Here is a 23,755-nt window from a genome sequence, read left to right on the forward strand (position 1 = left end):
CCTTAAGGTCAAGTCGGTATAAAAAAGCGCAGCCCCCAGTGGTGGTTACCGAAGGGAGCTGCGCTGCGTATCTTGTCAGTTTTAACGGATCGGTTAGCGCGTATGTGATGCGATGAGTATCTGTTTGGCAGGCGCGCTTGGAGAGGCGGGTAGTGTAAAGCCACTGACTGCGCGCATGAGCGTATCGGCGGTGCTGGATAGCTCCTCTGCCATCTGGTGCGAGCTGTCAGCGGCCTCGCGGGATAGCTCTAACGCGTTGTAAATTTCATTAACGCTCTGCTCAAGCTCCTCAACCCCCTGGTGTTGCTGTTGTAACGCGCTGTCCATGTTCGTTAAACGCATGGCGACTTGCTCAAAGCTCTGGGTGAGTGACCGTGTGGTGTCTGCAATGGTTTTGGTTTGAGTGACACCCTGGGAGACCTGCTCGGTGGTTACCCCAATCGTTTGCCGAATCTTGGCGGCCGTGGTTTGAGTGTTTTTCGACAGCGTGCGGACTTCATTGGCAACAACAGCAAAGCCGCGACCGTGTTCCCCTGCGCGTGCTGCCTCGACCGAGGCATTTAGAGCAAGTAGGTTGGTCTGAAACGTAATGTTGTCAATTTCGCTAAGCATTTCATGAACATGCCCCGCATGCTGATGGATGAGGCGCATCATTTCACGCATCTCTTCGACCTGCTCGCCGCTCTGACGAGCGACCTGCTCAGCATGGTGGGCCAGCTCGCGAATGTGCCGAGACTCTTCCGCTGTTTCGCGGGTAGTGGCCGCTAGTTCAGCGGTGCCAGTGGAGATGCGTTCCGTTTGGCTGCTATTACGCGCTGTTTGCGTACGCAACTGCTCCTGGGCCGTAAAAAGGTGTTGGCTGTAATCGGTGACTTGGCTTGCTGCGGTTTGTGTCTTGCGTAAACTTTCAGCAACCTGGTCGCGCATATTGATGACGGCGGCTACCGCGGGTAACTGCTGTTCGGTATCGCTAAAGACCATGTCTAACTTGCCGCCGCCTGCGGCAACGGCAAAGCGGCTGACGTGCAAGCTTTCTTTCACCATTCTCTCCAGCACTTTGGCCAGGTAGCCCAAAATAATGACCTGGGCGACCACGGCCCCGCCATGCATCAGCAAGCAGTACAGTAGGTCTATGGCGCCATGGGTCGTTTCGCCGTGGGCCATACTTTGCATGTCGCCCATGCTGGTATAGAGCTGAACGACACCTTGATATTGAAGCCATGTAAACAGTACATGGTGAAGCGCAATGACCAGCCCACCAACGGCAATCACCCGCCAATCGCTGTAGAGAATCAATACTGATAGCAGGATGAAAATACTAAAGTGCGCTTCAATCATCCCGCCGCTTTGTTCGATGAGCGTTGCCGACCAGACCATCATTACCGCGGCTTTAACGAACCCGTTGGCAATGTGCCCAGTGAGCTTTTGCTGGAGGAGGTAAGTGAGTGGAAGCGTCACAACCCCGACCACGGTAACGAGCAACAGCGTATGAGTGAAAACGCCCACGACCAAACATAAGAGCGCTATAACACCTAACGGCCACCACATCAGCCTATCGGTGCGAGCAATATGGTGTGAAAAAGAAGCGTTGGTCATTCAGAGAGTTCCTTGCTGCCTGGTGAGGCGTAATCAATCGGTACCGCAATTATCGGCTTGGATGTCAATGCCTTTAATGAAAATGCATATAGCTAGAGAGAATATAAAGAAATAACGTTTATTACGATGCCAGGCGCACCAACGTTACGTAGAGGCAGGTAATGCATAGCTGGCAGTGACATGAACGACCGGCTTGGTCTCGTCGCTAGCGGAAAAAATCTGCACTTCACCTACCGCAAGGCGACGACCCAGCTTGATCAGCTTGGCGTGGGCGATGATGTCGTGATTGCCCGACGCCGCCCTCAGGAAATGGCAGTTTAAGTCGCTGGTGACCGCCATGGCTTCCGGGCCAATTTGTGCCAGAATCGCCACGTAAAGGGCCACGTCGGCAAAACCCATCATGGTGGGGCCAGAAACGCGTGGGCCAGGGCGAAGGTGCTCATTGCCAATCGTTAAGCGCATGGTGGCGCACATCTCACCGACGCTTTCTATCTTGCCCATGCGCTGAGGAAATACATCATCAAGGAAGCGTTCGATTTGTTCGGCGGTCATTACGGTCATTGTTATTTTCCTGTCATGGATTTCGTTAACGTCAACGTAAGCATGTTATTAAGCTAAACAAAAGCCCCTCAAGGTGCGAGACCGTGAGGGGCTTTTAGCGACTATTGTCTAGTCAGCGCGAAGCGTTTACTTCGCTTTATGCACCTGACGCCACGCGTGGAGTAGCGGTTCGGTGTAGCCAGAAGGCTGTTCGCGGCCTTTGAAGACGAGGTCTGAAGCCGCTTTAAAGGCGGTAGAACCTTCAAAATCGGCGCTCATGGCGGTGTAGGTGGGGTCGCCCGCGTTCTGCTCATCAACCACTTTCGCCATACGCTTGAGTGTCTCTTCCACCCGCGCTGCATCGACAATGCCGTGGTGTAGCCAGTTGGCAATGTGTTGGCTGGAAATACGCAGCGTGGCACGGTCTTCCATCAAGCCGACGTTATGGATATCCGGTACTTTCGAGCAGCCTACGCCGTGCTCTACCCAGCGAACGACATAACCCAGAATGCCCTGGCAGTTGTTGTCCAACTCCTGCTGAATCTCTTCATCCGACCAGCTGGGGTTTTCCGCTACCGGTACGGTGAGCAGGTCGTCGAGGTAGTCGGGCTCACCTTGGGCTTCTAATTCGCGCTGAACATCAGTGACGTTGACCTGATGGTAGTGCAGGGCGTGTAGTGCCGCAGCGGTAGGCGACGGCACCCATGCGGTGTTGGCACCGGCTTTCGGGTGACCAATTTTCTGCTCCAGCATGTTGTGCATCAGGTCCGGCATGGCCCACATGCCTTTGCCGATTTGGGCACGGCCGCGCAGGCCACAGGCCAAGCCGATCTGTACGTTGTTTTTCTCGTACGCAGAGATCCATGCAGCGCTCTTCATATCGCCCTTGCGAACCATCGGGCCGGCTTCCATGGCGGTGTGCATCTCGTCGCCGGTGCGGTCGAGGAAGCCGGTGTTGATGAACACAACGCGAGAGGTGGCTTCAGCAATACACGCTTTCAGGTTGACCGTGGTGCGGCGCTCTTCGTCCATGATGCCCATTTTCAGGGTGTCACGGCTCATGCCCAGAATGTCTTCCACACGGGAGAACAGCTCATTGGCAAAGGCCACTTCTTTCGGGCCGTGCATTTTCGGCTTAACGATATACACCGAGCCAGTGCGGGAGTTGCGTGCTTGGTCGGCATCTTTTTTCAGGTCGTGCAGGGCAATCAGCGAGGTGACCACGGCGTCCAGGATGCCTTCCGGCAGCTCATTGCCATTCTCGTCCAGCACCGCTGGGGTGGTCATCAGATGGCCAACGTTACGCACAAACAGCAGCGAACGACCGGGCAGCGTGACGCTGCCGCCATCGGTGGTTTTCCACGTGCGGTCATCGTTGAGCTTACGGACAAACGTTTTGCCGCCTTTATCGATGCTCTGCTCTAGATCGCCCTTCATCAGGCCGAGCCAGTTGCGGTAAACACCCACTTTATCTTCAGAATCGACGGCAGCAATGGAGTCTTCGCAGTCCATAATGGCTGTCAACGCCGCTTCTGCCACCACGTCTTTTACGTGGGCGGGGTCGGTTTTACCGATCGGATGGCTGGCGTCGATCTGAATTTCCAGGTGCAAGCCGTTGTTGGCCAGCAGGATCGCTTCTGGGGCAGCAGCGTCGCCGTTAAAGCCGATCAGTTTGCCAGAATCTTTCAAACCGGTTTCGCGACCGCCTTCCAGCGTGACCACTAAATGTTCGTCGCGAATAACGTACTTAATCGCATCCCGGTGCGAGCCGGTTGCTAGTGGCGCTGCGCGATCTAAGATACCGCGCGCGTAGGCGATCACCTTTGCGCCACGCTTGGGGTTAAAGCTGGTGCCTTTCTCAGCGCCGTCTTCTTCTGAAATCGCATCGGTGCCGTACAGCGCATCGTAAAGGCTGCCCCAGCGGGCGTTCGCCGCATTGAGCGCATAACGGGCGTTGCTCACTGGAACGACTAGCTGCGGGCCAGCTTGCACAGCGACTTCACGGTCAACATTGGCGGTGGTGGCCTTTACGCTGTTCGGGGCTTCCACCAAATAGCCGATTTCTTTCAAAAAGCGGCGGTAAGCAGGCATGTCGCTAACCGGGCCGGGGTTTTCACGATGCCAGGTATCGAGCTTCTCTTGCAGCGCATCACGCTTTTCGAGTAGTTGACGGTTTTTGGGGGTCAAATCATGAAACAAGGCATCGACACCGGCCCAAAAAGCGCTTTCGTCGACGCCAGTCCCCGGCAGCGCCTGCTCGTTGATGAAGCGGTCTAAGTCGGCTGCCACCTGTAAACGGTGACGCGTGATACGCTCACTCATGGGGTCTCTCCTGTGAAGGTGCCCGTGGGTTAAGGAAAGTTCCACGGTCAGGGTAAAGGTATATTTATGGAAAATACTTCCATATCTGAACGGACATGTAAACAGCCTACTCTTTAAAGCGGCAAAATGCTCGACCAAATGATGAGAATGGTAGCCTAGTTGCCTGACTCTCGGCCAATGGAAGATGGCATTCATGGAGCGACGTTGATGCATAATTTCCAACATCTGGAAGGCTTGTTTCGCCAAGCAGCAGGTAAGTCATCGCTCTCACGCTTACAGCCAGGCGACGCACTTACGGAAGCGGTCAATGACTATTTTTGTCATTACGGTTTAGAAGCGCTGCTTAATGACACTAGCGAAGTGCACGCCGGATTCATTGATACGGGCCGGTTTGCGCTGTGGTGCCAGGTATGGAGCCCGCCTGTACCCACCGGCACTGCGTTTGTTATTCATGGCTATTTTGATCACTTGGGGCTTTACCGGCATTTACTAAGCTGCCTGTTGGCGAAGGGGTGGCGGGTGGTGCTTTGGGATTTGCCGGGTCACGGGCTTTCTAGTGGCCCGCGGGCGGAAATTGAAGACTTTGACGATTATCAGCACTGCCTGATGCATTTGCAGGCTGCTTTGCAAATGCAGGGCATGGCGCCGAAGCCGTGGCTGGGGGTTGGGCAAAGCACCGGGGCGGCAATACTGGCCACCGATGCGCTTACCCGGCGCGAAGCATCAGGCTGGTCGGGTATTGTGCTCCTGGCACCGTTGGTGCGCCCCTGGCGCTGGAGCCAGTCCAGCTGGCTGCATCTCATTGCCAGCCCTTTTTTAAAAGAGCTGCCACGTAAGTACCGCCCTAACTCGACGGATGAGCAGTTTACGGCGTTTCTACGCGACCAAGACCCGCTGCAGCCGGAACGGTTAAGCGTTGCCTGGATTACCGCCATGCGCCGCTGGATGCCGCGATTGCTGGCGCTGGAACCCAACCCGTTGCCGACGCTTATTTTGCAGGGCGAGCAGGACCTCACCGTTGACTGGGAGTGGAACCTAACGGTACTGGAGGAGAAGTTTCCTAACGCTGAGGTTCATCGCCATCCCGATGCACGCCACCACCTCGTCAATGAGGCGGAGCCTATCCGCGATGTGCTGTTTGAAGCGCTGGATCATTTTGTCGAGCGCGTGCGTTAAGCCCCTTTCAGCATTCGGTCCAGCTGCCGATAGCCGATGGCTTCGATAAAGTGCGGTTGTGAGGGTTTAGGCTCGCCCTGGAGATCCGCTAGGGTAAGCGCGACGCGGAGCACGCGATGGTAGGCGCGGGCGGAGAGCTTGAGCTTTTCCAGCACGCCTGCCAGCCAGGCGCGTTCTTCGTCGTTGAGCGCGCAGGCGGCTTCCAGCGCTTTGCCGCTGAGTTGGCTGTTGAGCGCACCGCGCGCCATTTGCCGTTCGCGGGCGGCCATTACGCGCTCCCGCACGGCGCTTGATGGCTCGCCCTGGGTTTGGGCAGTGAGCTGCTCGGGCGGCAGCGCGGGGACTTCCACCTGTAGATCAATACGGTCGAGTAGCGGGCCAGAAAGCCGTGCTTGGTAGCGCTGAATTTGGCTGGCGCTGCACTGGCAGCGTTGGCGTGGGTCGCCTAAGTGCCCGCAGGGACAGGGGTTCATGGCGGCTACGAGCTGGAACTGAGCGGGGTATCGGCGCTCGTGACTAGCGCGGGCTAGATGTATGGTACCTGTTTCTAGGGGTTGCCTCAGCACTTCTAAGACGTTGCGGGAGAACTCCGGCAGCTCGTCTAAAAACAGCACGCCGTGGTGCGCTAGCGAAATTTCACCGGGTTTAGGTTTTGAGCCGCCGCCGACCAGCGCGGCGGCGCTGGCGCTGTGGTGGGGTTGGCGAAAAGGACGTTGGCCCCAGTCGGCTTCTAACGGCAGCCCGCATACGGAGCGGATCGCGGCAACTTCTAACGCATCCTCTTCTGAAAGCGGCGGCAGAATGCCGGGCAAACGGCTGGCCAGCATGGTTTTGCCGGTGCCTGGCGGCCCTGCCAGTATCAGGTTGTGGCCGCCAGCAGCAGCGACTTCTAGCGCGCGACGCGCTTGATGCTGGCCACGCACATCGGCTAAGTCTGCTACGGGCGCGGTGGACGTCACTGACGCTGAAAGCTGATGGGGCGTAATTTTTTCCTGGCCTAAAAGGTGAGCGACTACCTGCCAGAGCGAATCGGCAGGCAGAACGGGTAAATCGCCGGCCAGCGCCGCTTCATCGGCGCAGGCGCGAGGAATAATCAGCGCCTTGTTGGCACGCCGTGTGGCCAATGCAAAGGGCAGCACGCCGGGCACGGCGCGCAGTTTGCCATCCAGCGCTAATTCGCCAGCGCACTCCATGCCTTCTAACGCATCGACCGGAATTTGGCCCGAGGCAGCAAGAATGCCCAGGGCAATGGGAAGATCAAACCGACCGCCCTCTTTGGGCAGGTCGGCGGGGGCGAGGTTGAGGGTAATGCGCTTGGTGTTGGGGAAATCAAAGCCCGCGTTAATCAGTGCGCTGCGCACCCGCTCGCGGCTCTCTTTAACAGCGGTTTCCGGCAGCCCCACTAGCGTTAGCCCCGGTAACCCATTGGCTAAGTGAACCTCTACATGTACCGCCGGTGCCTCTAAGCCAACGCCTGCACGTGTGGCAACAATGGCTAATGTCATCGCGCTCCCTCGCTAAATTTGCTAACTCTAATTGTCCAGTTAACTTAGCGTATTTAGGTAGCGCTGGGTAGAGCCTTACATGCGTGCGAGCCGCCACATGAAGTAAGCACCGCCAATCAATGAGGCAATCAATCCTGCAGGGATCTCCTGTGGAAATAGCCACTGACGCCCAAGCCAATCGGCACTTGTCATGATGAGCGCCCCGATCAACGCGGCACTTAATAGGTGCGCGCGAGCATGTTGAAATCCCAACATTTTGGCAAGGTGCGGTGCGAGTAGCCCTACAAACGTGAGTGGGCCGACAACCAGCGTGGCGCTAGCGGTGAACAACGCGACAATGGCGAGTAGTGAGAGGCGGGCGCGGCGCAAGGGCAAGCCGATAGCAGTCGCCGCCTCGCCGCCAAGCGGCAGAATCGCCAGCCAGCGGCAAAAGAGTAAGGTTGAAGCGGTACCCAAGGCGGCCATAACGGTGATGCCGAGGGCGCCTGTCGGCGTCGCATAATACGTTGAGCCGGAAAGCCAGGCGAGCACCTGCTGGCCGCGGGGGTCACCACCGGCAAGGATATACGCGCGAACGGCGTCAAACAGCGCGGTGATAGCGACGCCGGTAAGCAGCAGGCGAGAAGGTGTAAACCCACTGCGGTAGTTGAATAGAATCAAAATCCCTAGCGTCACTAGTGCGCCGAATGTGCCAACGCCTAAGAGCATAATGGGGCTGGGTGAGGAGACGGTGTAGATGGCGACGATCAGTGCGATGGCACTGCCACCGCTGACACCCAGAACCTCAGGGCTTGCCATGGGATTGGAAGTCACGCGCTGCAGTAGTGTACCCGCGAGAGCGAGCAACACCCCGCTACTTGCGGCGGCCAGCAGGCGAGGCCAGCGCCATTGAAGTACGTGTAAGCTGTCTGCATCGACCCAAAACCAGCCCTTCGCGCCTTGGCCTAACAGCAGCGCAAGCAGCACGCTGAGTAGCGTTAGCCCGATGAGAATGCCGCTACGTCGGCCTATATGAGAGGCGACGTGTACCGGCAACCCACGCGCTGCGCTTGGGGTGTTCAGCGGTAAACGTGTTATGAGCCACAGCAATAGCGGTGCTCCTAGCGCCGCTGTGGCCGCCCCCGTAGGGATTAACGTCGGCAGCATGTTGGGAATCTGCTGTAAGGCTAAGTCTGTGCTGGCTAAGAGTAAGGCGCCTAACAGCATGGCGTATACAACGCGTTCGCCCAGGCGCCGGGCACCCGCGAGCCGGGCCAAGTTAGGAGCGGCTAAACCGATAAAGCCGATGATACCTACCACGCTCACAACGCAGGCCGTCATAAAAACCGCCACGCCGAGCCCAGCCAAGCGGAGCGCTTTAAGTGAAGCGCCAAGACTGCGCGCTGACGCATCATCCAAGGTGAGTAGCTGCAGCGGGCGCAGCAATAATAGCGCCGCAAAGGCACCGAGCAGCAGACGAGGCCACAGGAAGCTAAGGTCATGCCAACCATTTTGTGCCAGCGACCCAGCTCCCCAGATCAAAAGCCCCTTTAGCGCCTCTTGGTGAAACAGCAGCAGCACCATGCCTAAGGCGCCCACGTAGAGGTTCATTACTAGCCCCGCCAATACCACAACGGGAGGAGAGAGTTCGCTACGCCAAGCGAGAAGAAAAACCCCGCCCATGGCTGCGGCTCCGCCCGCAAGGGCGACCCATTCGCGCCCCCACGCTAACAGCCCAGGAGCGAATAGCGTGGCCACCATCAAGCCTAGGTTGGCGCCGCTGGCCACGCCGAGCGTGGTGGGAGAGGCCAGCGGGTTGCGCAGCACCTGCTGCATCAATACCCCGGCTAAACCCAGGCCAGCGCCTGCCAGCAGGGCCATCGCAAGCCGCGGCCAGAAGCTAAAGTGAATCACCGCCAGCGTTGGCGATAGCGGCGCGTCTAACGTCCAAAGTTGGCGAATCGCCTCGCTAAGCGCAACAGGTGAGAGCGCAGAAACGCTAAGCAGTGCGGTCAGCGCCGCTAACAACAGCGTCAAAACGCTGGGGTGATAGCGCGCTGGCAGGCTAGGCGTTAACGCATTAATTGTCATGCGCTGCCTCCAGTGCGGACACCAGCGTGCGTGCAAAGCGCTGTGCGGAAGGCAGCGCACCAAAACTCCACGTCGGCGGTAAGGTAATCACGCGTCCTTCGCGAACGCTGGGCAAGTGCTGCCACAGGCCGCTGTTGGCCAGCGCAGCTTCAACGCCAATGGGAAGCGGCTCAACGACTACCAGCTGGGCGTCTGGGTAGGCGGCTAACGCCTCGATACCGACCAGGGAAAAGCCCCAGGCGTTGGTGGGCGCTTGCCAGGCATTGGTCATGTCTAGCTGCTCTAAAACAGCGTGATAGAGGCCATTCTTTCCAAATACCCGCACATGACGCTCATCCATAAACTGCACTATTAATAAAGGGGCGGTGGTGGGAGCGCGGGCTTTCAGACGGTCGATCAGCGCTTGTGTTGAGGCAATAAGAGTCTCGGCTTGCCGCTCGCGGTTAACCCGCTTACCCAGCTTTCGTGTTAGCCCCTGCATCTCATGCCATGTATCGCTGTCTGCCTGGTAAAGCGTCAGCGGCTCAACGGGAGCGATGCGCGATAGGCGCGCGGTCAAATTGCTGAACATAGGCGAGATAAAAATGGCCTCAGGTGACAAGTCAGCGAGTAGCTCTAGGTTAGGCTGGGTGCGCAGTCCCAAGTCGGCCACTCTCTCTGAGATACGCGGTTCACCGACCCAGGCGTGGTAGGCGTCGATTTGCGCTACGCCGCTTAACGGCGCGTCCAGTGCGATCAGCGTTTCGGCAAGTGTCCAATCCAGCGTGGCCCACTGTGGCGATGCGCCACTGCTTAAGCCGCTGACGAGCATCAGACCCCAAAACAGCCATAAAGCCTGGAAGTGACGAAGCAGTCGTGTGCGCATCAAGCCACCACGGCAATCGGACGTTCAGACGTGGGGTGAGACACGATACGCATATCGATGCCGTAGATGGCGTGTAATGTGTCGCGCTGCATTAAGCGTGCTGGGGGGCCATCGGCTAAGAGGCGGCCGCTATGCAGTGCGACCAGGCGGTCGCAGTAGCGGGCGGCCATATTAATATCGTGCAGCACGATGATGACGCCTAAATCCAGCTCGTACGATAGCCGTTGAATAAGGGCTAATACCTCGACCTGATGGGCAATATCGAGCGCGGCGAGGGGCTCATCTAGTAGCAAAAACTGGCTTCCCTGGGCAAGTAACATGGCGAGCCAAATGCGCTGGCGTTCGCCACCGGAGAGCGTATCCACCAGACGGTCCACTAGTGCCTCGGTGTGCGTGAGTGCCAGCGCCCGCTCGACGGCCTCGCGGTCTTTCGCGGTGTGTCGGCCTAACAACCCATGCCATGGGTAGCGCCCCATCGCGACCAGTTCACGGCCGGTTAAGTGCTCAGTGGGGGGCAAGTGCTGAGGGAGATAGGCCACTTGGCGGGCGAATTCACGCTGACCCCAATCACTCAGGCGGCGCTTGGCAAAACGAATGTCGCCTTGTGAAGCGAGCTGCTGGCGAGCCAGCAGTTTTAGCAACGTGGATTTACCTGAACCGTTGTGGCCAATCAAGCCGCATACCTGGCCGGGTAAGAAGGTAGTGGTAGTGGCGTGCAGCAGCGCTTTATTGGCAACCTGAAAGCCTGCGGCGTTCACTTCAAACATGGTGCCTCTCCCGCCCATGGACTCAGCGATAGGTAAATACATCAGCAGGAGCGAATTCTAAACAAATATAAATATTTATCAAACTCATTATTGTTTGGGAATTATTATCGTTGAAGCTTTGCATGATAGTGATTACCATTTGCCTCTGTAAAATATCCCATAACGATACCTAAAGAGGCGTACGTCTCATGCTTGATCCTTTGCTCAAAGCTTCCCCATTACCCCCTCAGGCAACACCCCGTAAACCGCTGGTCAGCGCTATTCAGCATGCCCTGTTGATGTCAGCGGCTGGCTGTTTTGCCTTCGGTGCTTCGCCACTGTTCGCCCAGGAGGACACCGCCGCGCTAGACACAGTCACCGTTCAGGCTGAAGCCCTTTCGGTGGTTACTGAGGGCACAGAAAGTTACCGTACTCCCCTTACCAGCACTGCCACACGTCTTGATCTGACGCCCCGTGAAACACCCCAGTCCGTGTCGACAGTGACGCGTGCCCAACTAGATGACTTTCAGCTAGAAACCATCAATGACGCGCTCGAAAGCGTGCCTGGCGTAACGGTTGAGCGCTTGGAAACTGATCGTACTTACTACTCTGCGCGTGGCTTTGAGGTCTCTAACTTTCAAGTCGACGGCCTGCGTGTGCCGATGCCTTATAACAATGTTCATGGTGATATGGACACCGCGATTTACGACCGCATCGAAGTGGTGCGTGGGGCTACTGGGTTGATGTCTGGTTCAGGCAACCCGGCCGCGACGGTTAATTTTGTGCGCAAGCGTCCCACGGAAACGCCCCAAGCCTCTATCGCGGGCACGCTGGGGTCATGGGATCATCGCCGTTTGGACGTGGATGTTTCTGGGCCGATGGATAATGCCGGTCGTATTCGTGGGCGGCTTGTTGCGTCGGGGATGCAGAGTGACTCGTACCTGGATCGGCTCAGTCGAGAGCGAGGGCTGCTCTATGGCGTGGTAGAAGCCGATGTGACGGATAGCACTCAACTGGCCGTGGGGCATACCTGGCAGCAGAACAATTCTGACGGCAATATGTGGGGGTCACTGCCTAGCTACGATTCGGCGGGCAACCCGACTAACTATGCACGTAGTACATCTTCAGCGCCGGAATGGTCCTACTGGGACGTCGAAACTCATCGCAGTTTTGTTGAACTCACTCAGCAGCTCACCGATACGTGGTCGTTGAAAGGGACGGTGACGCACCTGGATATGCGCTCTGACACTCAGCTGTTCTATATTTATGGCGCGCCGGATGCGGCCAGTGGACAAATCGACAGTAGTCAATTGACCTTGAGCCAGTACGAGCGTCATCTAGAGCAGTGGGTAGCGGATCTGCATGCTAAAGGTAATGTGGAGGCGTTTGGACGTACGCATCAGCTTATGACGGGCATCGACTGGAGCCAGAGCCGCAACCAGCAGGAGTCGCGCTATCCCGCCACGTCCGCCTCGACATCGCTCCCTTGGCTTGATGAATGGGATGGTCGTTATCCTGAGCCTTCTAGCTGGGCGGCGACGCCTGCCTCCGTTGGCGATGCCACTATTAAAGAGCGCAGTATTTACGGGGCTGCTCAGCTGGATCTCGCCGACCGCTGGACGGGCGTTGCCGGTACTCGGGTAAGTTGGTTTGATACCACGGGGGAGCAGTACGGGACCTCTCAAGCGACCGAAGCGAATGGGGTGGTCACGCCTTACCTGGGGGTGATTTATGATGTGACCGATAACGCATCGCTCTACGCCAGCTATACCGAGATTTTCTCCCCGCAGACCGAAACGAACCGCAGCGGTGAGTACCTCGATCCTATCGATGGTAAGGCGCACGAAGTCGGTATTAAGGCAGATATGTTCAATGGCGGTGCCGATGCGTCGCTCGCCATGTTCCGTATCGAACAGGATAACGTGGCTCAGCCAGACGGCACGCTGCCTGATGGTACCTCCGTGTATGTGGGGGGTAACGGCATCACCAGTGAAGGCGTTGAGGCGACAATCGCAGGTGAGCTAGCCCCAGGCTGGCAAGCGAGCATCGGCTATACCTACCTTGAAGTGGAGGATGCTGACGGTAATGCCGCCAACACCTATATTCCCCGCAACATGGTGAGGGCTTCTACCAGTTATCGCCCAGCCAATATGGATCAGCTTAAAGTGGGCGCTCGGCTGCGCTGGCAGGATGCGATTGAACGCGAGCAGGACTTAGCTGAAGGTAAAACGCGCCAAGACGCCTATGCGCTGGTCGACTTAATGGCTAGCTACGACTTTAGCGAGCGGTTAACCGGCTCGCTGAACATTAATAACGTCACGGATGAGAAATACCACACCAGCCTCAAGTGGGATCAAAGCTTTTATGGCGCACCGCGGCATGTGATGGCCAATATTACCTGGCGTTATTAAACGCGCTGTTTGCTGCCCTCTTTACGTCCACGCCCGTGCACCGCGCGGGCTTTTTTTGTGTCGGCTTTTTCGTGGCGACGCTTGCAAGCAATCGGGCAGTTATCGCAATAGCCAAGCGCTGGAATACGATAGCGCAAGCAGCACAGGCGCCGCTTGCGTTTACCATCGGCGCCCACACTAACCGGTTGATAGAGCGGGTTTAGTTGGCCATCTGGGCGCTGGCGTTGAGTTAAAATGGCATGGGCTTCAGCCAGACGCTGCGGCTCGACGCTGGGGTGCGCGGCAAACACGTCGGTGAAGTAATCAAAGTAAGTGCCGGCATTATTCCAAAACACCCGAGGGGATACGCCGGAGAGTGAGGCCAGTGTCGCAATAACAGAGGTAAGGTGTGCGTCTATCAATAGGGAGAAAACGGCAAAAGGCTCGCTGGTTTGTGGCGCACTGCCCTCGTGGGCAAAATGCAGGCGTTCGGTACGGCGGCTGTCGGAGAGATGCAGTGCCACTTGATTAAGGGCTAAGGGAAGCTGGCGACTTAGCAGAAGATGCGCGGCCAGCGCTGGTGCAATCACGGCGCTGAAATGCCACCGCGACCACAGCGAGGCGCTGGCTTTTAGGTCGTCGCTGTTTAAATCAGCCGCACCAAAATGCAGCACATGCTGGCGTAGTTGTGCGGCGTCGGACAGCGCTTCGCCTGGTAATAGCGGCGTTGGGGGCCGTGGCCCGAAAGAGGGCGCAGTGAATGCGCTAAGGGCATCTTGATAGAGCCACTGCAGTGACGACATCGGCACTCCTTGAGCAACACAGGCAACGATTTGCCGTGCGCTACAGTAGCAGGAGAGGCACAGTTGTCAATGATTGTGATTATCATTTTCATCACAAGGCGGCGGTAAGCGTCTCAGCGCACTACCGCCGTGGTGAAGCGCTAGCAGTTACTCTTCGGAAGCGTTTGGCTTCTCAGCAGTGCTTGGTTGAACAGGCTTGGTCGTGTCAGTGTGCTCAGGTGTCGGCGGGGCCTCGGCTTCAAGCGGCGTGGTGTTGTTTGCCACAGAGGCTTCCACTGCTGCTTCAAGGCTAGCCACTTGACGCTCCAGGGCTTCAACGCGGGAGCGCGTGCGCTGCAATACATCCATCAAAATATCAAAGTCTTCCCGTGAGACTAGCTCCAGCCTGTCAAAGGCACCACGTACTACCTGCTGCACGCCTTTTTGAATATCTTCCGGGGCTTGAGACGCGTTCTGCAAACGATCCCCAATTTGCTGGGCTAAACGGCTGATGCGATCTTGAGGCGCCATTGCTCTCTCCTTAAATGACCACGCATAAATGGTTACTGCTTACCAATAAGGATACGCAACCCACCGTCGATGCGCATGTTTCGTTTGCAAATTAGCGTCTGGCCACTCTTGATCGACGCGATGCATCGAAATGAAGCGCCTCGCATTTATTAATGTTCATTTATGGTGCAAGTGACCAAGCAGCGGCGGCTGCTAAGTCTTCCTTGCCGCCGGGTGCGCTGCGTTTTTATAAAACAAACTGCTGACTTATAAGAAAAAAAGCGTGGGTGGCACGGTATGCGCATTAACGGGATAAGGCGTTAATTCGGGCGGCGTTGCCGCTACCTCATCCAGCAGGGGAGAACCGGGATGAAACTCATCACCGCTATCATCAAACCATTCAAACTTGACGACGTTCGTGAAGCGCTCGCCGATAACGGCGTTCAGGGCATCACGGTGACGGAAGTAAAAGGCTTCGGTCGTCAAAAGGGGCATACCGAGCTGTATCGTGGCGCGGAGTATGTTGTCGATTTCTTACCCAAAGTAAAAGTAGAAGTTGCTGTCGATGATGCGCGCCTTGAAAGCGTTCTAGATGCGATTTGTAGCGCGGCGAACAGCGGCAAAATCGGCGACGGCAAGGTGTTTGTAACGCCATTAGACGATGTGATCCGTATTCGTACCGGAGAGCGCGGCGCTGACGCTGTGTAAACAAGGCTCTCTGGTCTGTTTTTTACGTATAACTTCTCTTAAAGCAACGGGGAACACCTCATGAATGAGTTAGCTGATTTGAGCTATGCGCTCGATACGTTTTACTTCTTGATTTGCGGCGTGCTGGTCATGTGGATGGCTGCTGGCTTCTCAATGCTTGAAGCTGGTTTGGTGCGTTCGAAAAACACCGCCGAAATTCTGACCAAAAATATCGCGCTGTTTGCCATTGCCTGCACCATGTACCTGCTGGTGGGCTATTACATTATGTATTCCAGCAGCGCGGGGGGCTTCCTGCCCAATCTAGGCTTCTTAATTGGCGCTGAAAACAGCGTGGATGCGGTCACCGCAGGCGGCGACGATGCGCCTTACTACTCCATGCGTTCTGACTTTTTCTTCCAGGTCGTGTTTGTCGCCACTGCGATGTCGATTGTCTCGGGTGCGGTTGCCGAGCGTATGAAACTGTGGGCGTTCCTGGCCTTTGCGGTGGTGATGACCGCCTTTATCTATCCGGTGTCTGGTTACTGGACCTGGGGCGGCGGCTGGTTGTCTGAGGTCGGCTACTCTGATTACGCGGGTTCTGGCATTGTACACATGGCCGGTGCTGCCGCTGCTTTAGCCGGTGTACTGGTGCTTGGCCCACGTAAAGGTAAGTACGGTAAAGATGGTTCTATCCACGCGATTCCAGGCGCCAATATGCCGCTGGCAACGCTGGGTACCTTTATTCTGTGGATGGGCTGGTTTGGCTTCAACGGTGGTTCGGAGCTGAAAATGTCCGACATCAGCTCTGCTAACAACGTTGCCCAGGTATTTGTTAACACCAATGCGGCGGCGGCGGGTGGTGTGCTTGCTGCGCTGATTCTCGCCAAGCTGTGGTTCCGTAAAGCGGATCTCACCATGGCGCTTAACGGTGCCCTGGCCGGTCTGGTTGCGATTACCGCTGATCCGCTGTCGCCTTCTGCGCTTGGTGCGGCGGTTATTGGTGCAGTGGGCGGCTTGATTGTTGTCGTGGCTATCGTCTCGCTGGACAAGCTGAAGCTTGATGATCCGGTCGGTGCGATCTCGGTACACGGCGTGGTAGGCATCTGGGGCGTACTGGCGGTGCCGTTAACCAATGGCGATGCTTCTTTCGGCGCACAGCTGATCGGTATTGTGGGTATCTTTGGTTGGGTATTCATCGCAAGCATGGCGGTATGGCTGGTACTGAAAGCCATCATGGGGATTCGCGTTAGCGAAGAAGAAGAGTACGAAGGTGTCGATATCGCAGAGTGCGGTCTTGAAGCCTACCCCGAGTTTAGCGTGAAGAAATAAGCATCAGCATCCTTACGCTAGCCAGGCCTCCCCATGTGGGAGGCCTGTTTGCTTGAGGGCATTCTTTCCATCCATTGGCGTTGATTTTTTATTCTCTGCCGGTAGCGGTGTATGCTTAATAGCAACGGGTGATGGGCTTTAACACAGTGGCCCGCCAACCTTCGACAATAGGCCACCAAGCTAGAGGATGTCGCAATGAAATTGATCTCAGCCATTATCAAGCCGTTTAAGCTTGATGACGTACGCGAATCGCTCTCTGATATCGGCGTGCAGGGCATTACGGTAACGGAAGTAAAGGGCTTTGGCCGTCAGAAAGGGCACACAGAGCTATATCGCGGTGCAGAGTACGTAGTGGATTTTCTGCCCAAGGTGAAATTAGAAGTGGCGGTTGATGATGATATGGCCGAACAGGTCATTGACGCGATCACCCAGGTCGCCAATACCGGCAAAATTGGCGATGGTAAGATTTTTGTCATGCCGCTGGAGCAGGTGATTCGTATCCGTACCGGTGAAACCGGTAAAGACGCGGTTTAACCGCGACGGGTGCTCAGCCGCCTAAGATTATCAAAACGCCCCGCTAAACAGCTTGTTTAGCGGGGCGTTTCATTTCACGTAACGGCGCCTAGCACGACGATGACGGGGCGTTACTTTTCAACGAATGCACGCTCAATCACGTAATCGCCCGGCTCGCCCATCCGCGGGGAGATGTTCAGGCCCAGCTCGTCGAGCAGTGCGCTGGTGTCGTCGAGCATGGCAGGGCTTCCGCAAATCATTGCGCGGTCTTGGCGCGGATCAATCGGCGGAAGGCCGGTATCTTCAAACAGCTTGCCACTGCGGATATGGTCGGTTAGGCGACCCATGGTGTGGAACTCTTCACGGGTGACCGTGGGGTAGTACACCAGCTTCTCAGCGATCTCTTCGCCCAGATATTCGTGAGCAGGCAGCTCTTTGGTGATGAAGTCGGCGTAGGCCAATTCAGACACTTCACGCACGCCGTGAATCAGTACCACTTTCTCAAACCGCTCATACACTTCAGGGTCTTGGATCAGGCTCATAAATGGTGCAAGACCGGTGCCGGTGGAGAGCATGTAAAGGTTACGACCCGGCAGCAGGTCGTCGCATACCAGCGTGCCGGTGGGCTTGCGGCTGACCATGATCTGATCGCCCACTTTTAAGTGCTGTAGGCGTGAGGTGAGCGGGCCATCGGGCACTTTAATGCTGAAGAATTCCAGGTGGTCTTCGTAGTTGGGGCTGGCAATAGAGTAAGCGCGCATCAGCGGTTTGCCGTTGACTTCCAAACCGATCATCACAAACTGGCCGTTCTTAAAGCGCAGGCTGCGTTCGCGAGTGGTGCGAAAGCTAAACAGCGTATCGTTCCAGTGGTGAACGCTGAGAACTTCTTCCAGGGCAAACTTGCTCATGCTAACTCCTTCAGTGGACAAAGGGCCTAAGCCTTATCTGGCATATTCTAAAAAAGAATAAAATATAGCTAAATATGATGCTGCTAATTCTAAATAAAGGGTGGTATATCTGTTAAGCAAATTATCTTGATAACGCTTATCTTTAAAATAGATATAGCGTTTTTCGCCGATCACTCTACAGATAGGTTCTGGTCATGCACTACACCTTGCGCCAGCTAGAAGTCTTCGTGGCCGTCGCTCAGCACGAAAGTGTTTCCCATGCAGCGCGTGCCCTTGCGATGTCCCAATCGGCGACCAGTACGTCACTCGCGGAGCTGGAGCGCCAATTCGACTGCCAGCTTCTCGACCGTATGGGAAAGCGGTTGAAGCTTAATGCACTAGGCTTTCAACTACTGCCGAAAGCGGTAGCCTTGCTGGATAGAGCGGAAGAGGTAGAAGAGCTGCTGCGCGGCCAGCAGGGCGTGGGGTCGTTAGAGGTGGGCGCAACGCTGACCATTGGCAACTATCTCGCCACGCTGTTGATCAGCGATTTCATGCAGCGCTACCCCGGCAGCCGCGTGCGCCTAGCGGTGCGCAATACGCGTCATATCATCGAAGGCGTGCGCCAGCACTCGCTGGATTTGGGGCTGATTGAAGGGCAGTGCGATGATGAGATGATTATCAGCCAGCCCTGGGTGGAGGATGAACTGTGCGTGTTCTGCTCGCCGCGTCACCCGTTGGCGGGTCGCGAGCATCTGGAGCTTGATCAACTGTTGCGTGAAGACTGGATTATGCGCGAGGAAGGTTCTGGCACCCGCATGACCCTGGAACACGCGGCACGGCATCGGCGTAGTCGGTTTAACACACTGCTGGAGCTTGAACATACCGAAGGTATTAAGCGGGCGGTAGAGTCGGGCCTGGGGATTGGCTGCGTTTCCAGGCTAGCCCTGCGCGATGCTTTCCGGCGCGGCAGCTTAGTACCGCTGCCCACGCCGGAGTTAGACTTAAAGCGTCAGTTCACGTTTATTTGGCACCGCCACAAGTACCTCACCACCGGCGTGCGCGAGTTCCTGCGGCTGTGCCGTGAGATGACCGCCGGTGCCAAACGCAGCGATGATATCCCACTGCCGCCCATTCCTTAGCGAGCGTTCAGCGTGGGCGCAGGCAGAGTGTGCTGGCCTTGCGTATGGCGGCTTTCTTGTGCTTCAAGCGTAAAGCCACCCACCAGCGCATCGAGTCGGTTCGCCTGATCTTTTAGCTGTTCGGCGGCGGTGGTGGACTCTTCCACGAGCGCGGCGTTTTGCTGGGTCATCTGGTCTAGATCGGTGACGGCAATGCTAACCTGGCTAATGCCATCGTTTTGCTCGCGTGCAGCTGTGCTGATATCGCCCAGCATTTGGGTAACGCGCGCCACGCTTTGCGCCAGTTCATGCATCGCCGCCTCGGCATCACGGACCATCTGGGTGCCGCTTTCTACCTTGCCTGCCGAGGCATCGATACGTTGACGAATATCTTTGGCGGCGTCGCTGCTGCGCGAGGCCAGCTTGCGCACTTCATCGGCCACAACGGCAAAACCTCGACCATGTTCTCCAGCACGGGCAGCTTCTACGGAGGCATTCAGCGCCAGCAGGTTGGTCTGGAAAGCGATGCCATCAATAACGCTGACAATGCTCTGAATTTCATCTGAGTTGGTGCGAATCTCCGTCATCGTCGCGACCACTTGCTCAAATGCACTGTCAGTTCGGGAGGCTAACGCCGAGGCCGTTTGGGAAAGCCCGCTGGCTTCCTGCGAGGCGTGGGTGGTGTGACCAACGGTGCTGCTGATCTCTTCCATCGCTGAAGAGGTCTGTTGCAAGCTGGCGGCGGCCTGTTCGGTACGCCGAGAAAGATCGTGCCCTCCTTGGGTAATTTCATTGGCGGCATGGTTAACCGCTTCGCTGCTGCGCCGGACATCCAGCAAGATGGTTTGGATTTTCTCCGCGAAGGCGTTGAACTGCTCTGCCACGGCGGCGCTTTCATCGCGACCATGAACTGGCAAGCGTTGGGTGAGATCACCATGCCCTGTCGCGATCTCTTCCATGCGGTTGGCCAAGCGCTTAAGCGGGCGTGCGATACGTCCTCCAATCCACCATAGCGCGAGGATGCCAATAGCGGCGAGCAGAAGCCCCACGAGTGTCATACCCAGCGTGTTTTGCTGGCGCTGCTCACTGAGCACGTCTTGCAAGGCGTTGAGTTCGGCGAGCACGACGGATTCCGGCAGCTGCAAAACCAGCACCCACGGCTGCTCCGTATTGCCAATGCTGATCGGCTGGTAGCGCTGAAACATACCGTTAGTCATGTTGCTGACGAGACGGCCTTGTGCTGTGGCTTCGGAAATGCCCGCCAAGGCGGTGTCGCTCAGCGAATTGCTGGCGTGAAGGCCGAGCGCCTCTTCACCGTTGGTGTCCGCCACTAGGCCACCGCGACCTGCCACCAGCGCCATACGACCGGCGCCGTTATAAAGCGTCTGGTTAGCCTCGTTTAACAGGGTTTGAATAAAGTTCAGCGCCAGGTCGACCCCGGCAACGCCGCGAAATTCGCCATCCACTAAGATCGGCGCGTTAAACGAGGTCACCAATTGGGTCTCGCCGCCGTAATCGTACGCGGCAGGGTCGATCACACAGGGGGCAAGGGTCTCGCGTGGGCAGAGGTAGTACTCTCCTTCCCGCACGCCGCTAGCTAGACGCGTTTCGCTTTCTACGGTGTCACCTAGCGGTAAGACTTCGAGCGAGCCGTCCCCAGCGCGATACCACCAGGGCATAAAGCGGCCACTGCCGTCGTGGCCGTAGCGTTCGTCGCCTGCGTAGCGAGCGTCATCCCCAAAGGCGTTGGGCTCCCAGCCGATATAGGCATCTAACAGATCAGGGTTATCGGCGACGGTTTGGCGCACAAGGTTGGATAGCTGGCGACGGCTCAGATGGAGCGCACGAAATCCTTCCTCGTCTTCGATGCCCATCAACGCATTAGTGGAGGCGAGCTGTGACGCAAGGGTCATCGCTTTGTCGAGTTCTCGACGAATACGCTCACCCTCTGCTTCCGCAATGGCGTTTAAGCGGGCATCCAGGGCACTCTCCATAAGTTCACTGGTGTGGTCATCCACGGTTTGCTGGGTGTGAGCCGCGGCGACCACGTTATACACCACCATGGCGGCCACAATGGCTAGCAGGCAGGGGCCTGCTAGCGCTACAACGAAAGAGCGTAACGAGCGGAAATGCATAGGGAGGCGTTCCAGTTTCTGCAAGAGGCTAAAGCGCATTGAGTGCCATCTTTTCTTTTAGTCAGTAGCGCAAAGAGGCATGACAAGCGCGTGACATGGCCGCCTCCGCAGGCGAGAAGTCGGAGGCGGCATGAAGTGACGGTTAGAAACTCTCTGACGTGCGCGGTAAGCGATCCTGCGGCGCTTGCAGCGCAGGTGATGCCGCGTTAGAGAGTTTGAAGCTACTGATTGTGCCGGTCAGGTGATTGGCCTGCTCTTTTAGCTGTTCAGCAGCCGTGGTGGACTCCTCCACCATGGCGGCGTTTTCTTGGGTCATTCGGTCAAGTTCAGCCACCGCGATATTCACTTGATTAATGCCATCGCTCTGTTCGCTAGTGGCGGCATTGATCTCTTCCAGTACATCGGTCACACGGGTGATGTGGGCGACAATATCCTGCATCGTCGTTCCTGCATTCTGTACCAGCGACGTGCCGTTATTCACCTTGGTCTGCGAGTCTTCAATCAGCGTTTGTATGTCATGGGCGGCTTCGCTACTGCGCCCGGCTAGTTTGCGAACTTCGTCGGCCACCACGGCAAAGCCGCGGCCATGTTCGCCTGCACGGGCAGCCTCCACCGAAGCGTTAAGGGCCAGCAGGTTGGTTTGGAAGGCAATGCTGTTCATGAGCGTGACAATTTCACCAATCTTATTCGAGGCTTGAGAAATGTCCTCCATGGTAGTGACCACATTGGCCACCACTTGGCCGCCCTCTTTAGCAACGTTTGACGCTGCATGGGAGAGCTGATTGGCTTCTTGGGCAGATGCAGCGGTGTGCTGCACGGTGCTGGTAATCTGCTCAACCGACGCAGACGTTTGCTGCAGGCTAGAGGCGGCGTTATCGGTACGCCGAGATAAGTCCTGGCCGCCCATAGCAATTTCGTTAGCCGCATGATGAACCGCTTCACTGCTCGTGCGCACATCCAATAATACGGCTTCCATTTTGCCCACAAAACGGTTGAAAGCGCTGGCAATTTGCGAGACTTCATCGTTGCCTTCTTCCGGCAGGCGTTGGGTTAAATCACCTTCACCGGAGGCAATGTTATCCATCGCGTTACGCACCCCAAGCAAGCGGCGAAGCAGCAGCGAAAGCAGCATACTAAAGACCACCGCGGTAATAGCGGCGACAATCAATAAGGTGATTATCGATGTCGATGCAATCGCGCGTAGACCTGCAGTGGCTTCGTGTTGATCAAGTGCCACCACGAGCTGCCAATCGGTATTGCCGCCAATTGGGTGACCAAGGAGCAGCTTGCTGTCACTGCCTTCTAACGCTAGCGGTTGTGGTGTGGTGGCCGCTGAAAGTTGTTGCAGATAAGCAGGGGTTAACTCATGGCTTAAGACGCTGGCGGGCTCAAGGGTAAGTTCACTGTTGGGATGGGCGACGAGCGTACCGTCACCGGTTACCAGAAAGCCAAAGCTTGCAGGCGTGGGGGCGATGCCTTCCACAATGGCCACCATGTCGCTGATATTAACGTCTGCGCCTATCACCGCATGAAGCCGATTGTTTTGATAAAAGGGCCGAGCAAAAGTCACCACAAGGTCGCCGGTTTGGGCATCGACGTAGGGAGCGGTGACGATGGTGTCTCTGCGATTAACGGCCTCTTCATACCAGGGGCGCTCGCGGGGGTCGAATTCTGCGGGCGGTTCCCAGCCGTTGAAGAAAATCGTCTCACCGCTCTGGGCATAGCCTATATAAGTCGCCATAAAGTCGCCGGAGGTGGTGAGCTGACGTAGCGCCGCCCGAGGGTCGTCGCTCAACGCCGCCTCTTCCATGCCGGTTAACATGGTGCCTCGTGATGCAATCCACTCATAAAGAGCACTGCTATTGCCGCGAACAACGGCGTCTAGGTTGCGCGAAATCTGTTGAGCATTGTGGTGTTTAACCGTGGTGTAACTGGCAATGCCGTTAATTATCAGCGCAAGGATTATTGCTGTCAGAGCAGCAAGTAAGATTCGTACGCGAAGGGAGGAAAACATGGTCGCTCTCTTGAGGATGGCTGGATACCATCGCTCTATCGGCAAGAGCGACCACTACTTGAATAACGCCGGACAATTAACGTAAATCGCTGACCGCATTTTGAATGTCAGCTAGCGACGCTTTACTTAAATCTTTTGAGAGCGAGTGTATGACCAGCTTTTGGGTAGGGTTATCGAGCTTCTCACGCAGCAGCCCCAAAAATTTCGGGGGAGCGACCATGATGAGCTTTTCCATGCTGTTATCGACGCGTGCGCTATACAAGCGCTGTGCTACCTCTTTCGCAAACAGCTCGTTTTCATGCTGAGAGGCAGCGCCCTCTTCACCGGAGGAGCGTGACGTGGTGGACATCGACTCATGCACATCGGCACCGCGACGGTCAGTAATCAAATCACCTTCATGCAGCCGTCCTTCGGCGTGTACCAAACTCTCCTGTTCAACGAGGTTTAGCGCATCACGGGTGAAAATACGCGCGCGCGCGGCATCGGCTACCACAATATAGGTGGTCATCGTCATACGTCCTCCTTGTCGTTAGTTACCCTCTAACCATGGCAAGCGTTTGCCGTTTG

At 56.6% G+C, this 23,755-nt stretch carries 19 protein-coding genes; 6 read left to right on the plus strand and 13 right to left on the minus strand.

From position 1 onward, the window contains the following. Positions 1-93: 93 nt before the first annotated feature. The 3 genes from LOS15_RS15110 to LOS15_RS15120 form a co-directional block, all read right to left on the minus strand. Positions 94-1,596 (minus strand): methyl-accepting chemotaxis protein, encoded by a 1,503-nt coding sequence (locus LOS15_RS15110; protein ID WP_263066789.1) that lies wholly within the window; start codon positions 1,594-1,596, stop codon positions 94-96. A gap of 144 nt (positions 1,597-1,740) precedes the next feature. Further along, positions 1,741-2,157 carry a PaaI family thioesterase gene (locus LOS15_RS15115; RefSeq protein WP_263066791.1) on the minus strand — a complete coding sequence of 139 codons (417 nt, stop codon included), beginning with the start codon at positions 2,155-2,157 and terminating at the stop codon, positions 1,741-1,743. Between the two features lie 126 nt (positions 2,158-2,283). Further along, positions 2,284-4,458: a malate synthase G gene (locus LOS15_RS15120; protein ID WP_263066793.1), complete on the minus strand. Its 2,175-nt coding sequence runs from the start codon at positions 4,456-4,458 to the stop codon at positions 2,284-2,286. Between the two features lie 207 nt (positions 4,459-4,665). On the opposite strand from LOS15_RS15120, the gene LOS15_RS15125 reads away from it, so the two are divergent. After that, the gene (locus tag LOS15_RS15125) at positions 4,666-5,634 is read left to right on the plus strand and encodes an alpha/beta hydrolase (protein ID WP_263066795.1); all 969 of its coding nucleotides are present in this window, start codon (positions 4,666-4,668) and stop codon (positions 5,632-5,634) included. Here the strand turns inward: LOS15_RS15125 and LOS15_RS15130 are convergent. From LOS15_RS15130 to LOS15_RS15145, 4 genes are all read right to left on the minus strand, one after another. Beyond that, the gene (locus tag LOS15_RS15130; protein WP_263066796.1) at positions 5,631-7,139 is read right to left on the minus strand and encodes a YifB family Mg chelatase-like AAA ATPase; all 1,509 of its coding nucleotides are present in this window, start codon (positions 7,137-7,139) and stop codon (positions 5,631-5,633) included. The two genes, LOS15_RS15125 and LOS15_RS15130, sit on opposite strands and share 4 nt — an antisense overlap. 75 nt (positions 7,140-7,214) lie before the next feature. After that, positions 7,215-9,209: a Fe(3+)-hydroxamate ABC transporter permease FhuB gene (fhuB, locus tag LOS15_RS15135; protein WP_263066797.1), complete on the minus strand. Its 1,995-nt coding sequence runs from the start codon at positions 9,207-9,209 to the stop codon at positions 7,215-7,217. Beyond that, entirely contained in the window at positions 9,199-10,074 is an 876-nt protein-coding gene (locus LOS15_RS15140; protein ID WP_411537132.1) for an ABC transporter substrate-binding protein, read from the minus strand. The genes fhuB and LOS15_RS15140 overlap by 11 nt, the downstream gene beginning before the upstream one ends. After that, on the minus strand, positions 10,074-10,841 hold the full coding sequence (locus LOS15_RS15145) for an ATP-binding cassette domain-containing protein (protein WP_263066798.1): 768 nt from the start codon (positions 10,839-10,841) through the stop codon (positions 10,074-10,076). The genes LOS15_RS15140 and LOS15_RS15145 overlap by 1 nt, the downstream gene beginning before the upstream one ends. Positions 10,842-11,029: 188 nt before the next feature. On the opposite strand from LOS15_RS15145, the gene LOS15_RS15150 reads away from it, so the two are divergent. After that, positions 11,030-13,231, plus strand: coding sequence for a TonB-dependent siderophore receptor (locus tag LOS15_RS15150; protein WP_263066799.1), 2,202 nt, complete (start codon positions 11,030-11,032; stop codon positions 13,229-13,231). Here LOS15_RS15150 and fhuF read toward each other — a convergent pair. Both fhuF and LOS15_RS15160 read right to left on the minus strand, forming a co-directional pair. Next, positions 13,228-14,013 (minus strand): siderophore-iron reductase FhuF, encoded by a 786-nt coding sequence (fhuF, locus tag LOS15_RS15155; protein ID WP_263066801.1) that lies wholly within the window; start codon positions 14,011-14,013, stop codon positions 13,228-13,230. The two genes, LOS15_RS15150 and fhuF, sit on opposite strands and share 4 nt — an antisense overlap. Before the next feature lie 147 nt (positions 14,014-14,160). After that, complete coding sequence (locus LOS15_RS15160) at positions 14,161-14,523, minus strand: accessory factor UbiK family protein (protein ID WP_263066802.1); 363 nt, start codon at positions 14,521-14,523, stop codon at positions 14,161-14,163. Positions 14,524-14,871: 348 nt separating this feature from the next. On the opposite strand from LOS15_RS15160, the gene LOS15_RS15165 reads away from it, so the two are divergent. The 3 genes from LOS15_RS15165 (at position 14,872) to glnK (ending at position 17,052) form a co-directional block, all read left to right on the plus strand. Further along, on the plus strand, positions 14,872-15,210 hold the full coding sequence (locus LOS15_RS15165) for a P-II family nitrogen regulator (RefSeq protein WP_263066804.1): 339 nt from the start codon (positions 14,872-14,874) through the stop codon (positions 15,208-15,210). A 60-nt stretch (positions 15,211-15,270) separates the two neighbouring features. Continuing rightward, positions 15,271-16,518, plus strand: coding sequence for an ammonium transporter (locus tag LOS15_RS15170; RefSeq protein ID WP_263066806.1), 1,248 nt, complete (start codon positions 15,271-15,273; stop codon positions 16,516-16,518). 195 nt (positions 16,519-16,713) lie between these two features. Then, the gene (gene glnK, locus LOS15_RS15175) at positions 16,714-17,052 is read left to right on the plus strand and encodes a P-II family nitrogen regulator (protein ID WP_009098335.1); all 339 of its coding nucleotides are present in this window, start codon (positions 16,714-16,716) and stop codon (positions 17,050-17,052) included. Between the two features lie 110 nt (positions 17,053-17,162). On the opposite strand, the gene LOS15_RS15180 is transcribed toward glnK, so the two are convergent. Then, positions 17,163-17,939 (minus strand): ferredoxin--NADP reductase, encoded by a 777-nt coding sequence (locus LOS15_RS15180; RefSeq protein WP_263066811.1) that lies wholly within the window; start codon positions 17,937-17,939, stop codon positions 17,163-17,165. Between the two features lie 194 nt (positions 17,940-18,133). Here LOS15_RS15180 and LOS15_RS15185 point away from each other — a divergent pair, with 194 nt between their 5' ends. Next, entirely contained in the window at positions 18,134-19,060 is a 927-nt protein-coding gene (locus LOS15_RS15185) for a LysR family transcriptional regulator (protein WP_263066813.1), read from the plus strand. Here the strand turns inward: LOS15_RS15185 and LOS15_RS15190 are convergent. The 3 genes from LOS15_RS15190 to LOS15_RS15200 all read right to left on the minus strand — a co-directional run bounded on the left by LOS15_RS15190 (position 19,057) and on the right by LOS15_RS15200 (position 23,696). Continuing rightward, positions 19,057-21,174, minus strand: a complete 2,118-nt coding sequence (locus tag LOS15_RS15190) for a methyl-accepting chemotaxis protein (protein WP_263066815.1) — start codon at positions 21,172-21,174, stop codon at positions 19,057-19,059. The two genes, LOS15_RS15185 and LOS15_RS15190, sit on opposite strands and share 4 nt — an antisense overlap. A 142-nt stretch (positions 21,175-21,316) precedes the next feature. Continuing rightward, positions 21,317-23,188 carry a methyl-accepting chemotaxis protein gene (locus LOS15_RS15195; RefSeq protein ID WP_263066816.1) on the minus strand — a complete coding sequence of 624 codons (1,872 nt, stop codon included), beginning with the start codon at positions 23,186-23,188 and terminating at the stop codon, positions 21,317-21,319. Between the two features lie 76 nt (positions 23,189-23,264). Next, positions 23,265-23,696, minus strand: a complete 432-nt coding sequence (locus LOS15_RS15200; protein ID WP_263069749.1) for a host attachment protein — start codon at positions 23,694-23,696, stop codon at positions 23,265-23,267. Between the last annotated feature and the right edge of the window lie 59 nt (positions 23,697-23,755).

It is taken from the genome of Halomonas sp. 7T (assembly GCF_025643255.1).
Lineage (GTDB): Bacteria > Pseudomonadota > Gammaproteobacteria > Pseudomonadales > Halomonadaceae > Vreelandella.

What these genes read in the sequence shown, in the direction of transcription:
- LOS15_RS15110 (WP_263066789.1), bottom strand. Translation starts at nt 1,596, where the DNA reads ATGACCAACGCTTCTTTTTCACACCATATTGCTCGCACCGATAGGCTG.
- LOS15_RS15115 (WP_263066791.1), bottom strand. Translation starts at nt 2,157, where the DNA reads ATGACCGTAATGACCGCCGAACAAATCGAACGCTTCCTTGATGATGTA.
- LOS15_RS15120 (WP_263066793.1), bottom strand. Translation starts at nt 4,458, where the DNA reads ATGAGTGAGCGTATCACGCGTCACCGTTTACAGGTGGCAGCCGACTTA.
- LOS15_RS15125 (WP_263066795.1), top strand. Translation starts at nt 4,666, where the DNA reads ATGCATAATTTCCAACATCTGGAAGGCTTGTTTCGCCAAGCAGCAGGT.
- LOS15_RS15130 (WP_263066796.1), bottom strand. Translation starts at nt 7,139, where the DNA reads ATGACATTAGCCATTGTTGCCACACGTGCAGGCGTTGGCTTAGAGGCA.
- fhuB (WP_263066797.1), bottom strand. Translation starts at nt 9,209, where the DNA reads ATGACAATTAATGCGTTAACGCCTAGCCTGCCAGCGCGCTATCACCCC.
- LOS15_RS15140 (WP_411537132.1), bottom strand. Translation starts at nt 10,074, where the DNA reads ATGCGCACACGACTGCTTCGTCACTTCCAGGCTTTATGGCTGTTTTGG.
- LOS15_RS15145 (WP_263066798.1), bottom strand. Translation starts at nt 10,841, where the DNA reads ATGTTTGAAGTGAACGCCGCAGGCTTTCAGGTTGCCAATAAAGCGCTG.
- LOS15_RS15150 (WP_263066799.1), top strand. Translation starts at nt 11,030, where the DNA reads ATGCTTGATCCTTTGCTCAAAGCTTCCCCATTACCCCCTCAGGCAACA.
- fhuF (WP_263066801.1), bottom strand. Translation starts at nt 14,013, where the DNA reads ATGTCGTCACTGCAGTGGCTCTATCAAGATGCCCTTAGCGCATTCACT.
- LOS15_RS15160 (WP_263066802.1), bottom strand. Translation starts at nt 14,523, where the DNA reads ATGGCGCCTCAAGATCGCATCAGCCGTTTAGCCCAGCAAATTGGGGAT.
- LOS15_RS15165 (WP_263066804.1), top strand. Translation starts at nt 14,872, where the DNA reads ATGAAACTCATCACCGCTATCATCAAACCATTCAAACTTGACGACGTT.
- LOS15_RS15170 (WP_263066806.1), top strand. Translation starts at nt 15,271, where the DNA reads ATGAATGAGTTAGCTGATTTGAGCTATGCGCTCGATACGTTTTACTTC.
- glnK (WP_009098335.1), top strand. Translation starts at nt 16,714, where the DNA reads ATGAAATTGATCTCAGCCATTATCAAGCCGTTTAAGCTTGATGACGTA.
- LOS15_RS15180 (WP_263066811.1), bottom strand. Translation starts at nt 17,939, where the DNA reads ATGAGCAAGTTTGCCCTGGAAGAAGTTCTCAGCGTTCACCACTGGAAC.
- LOS15_RS15185 (WP_263066813.1), top strand. Translation starts at nt 18,134, where the DNA reads ATGCACTACACCTTGCGCCAGCTAGAAGTCTTCGTGGCCGTCGCTCAG.
- LOS15_RS15190 (WP_263066815.1), bottom strand. Translation starts at nt 21,174, where the DNA reads ATGCATTTCCGCTCGTTACGCTCTTTCGTTGTAGCGCTAGCAGGCCCC.
- LOS15_RS15195 (WP_263066816.1), bottom strand. Translation starts at nt 23,188, where the DNA reads ATGTTTTCCTCCCTTCGCGTACGAATCTTACTTGCTGCTCTGACAGCA.
- LOS15_RS15200 (WP_263069749.1), bottom strand. Translation starts at nt 23,696, where the DNA reads ATGACCACCTATATTGTGGTAGCCGATGCCGCGCGCGCGCGTATTTTC.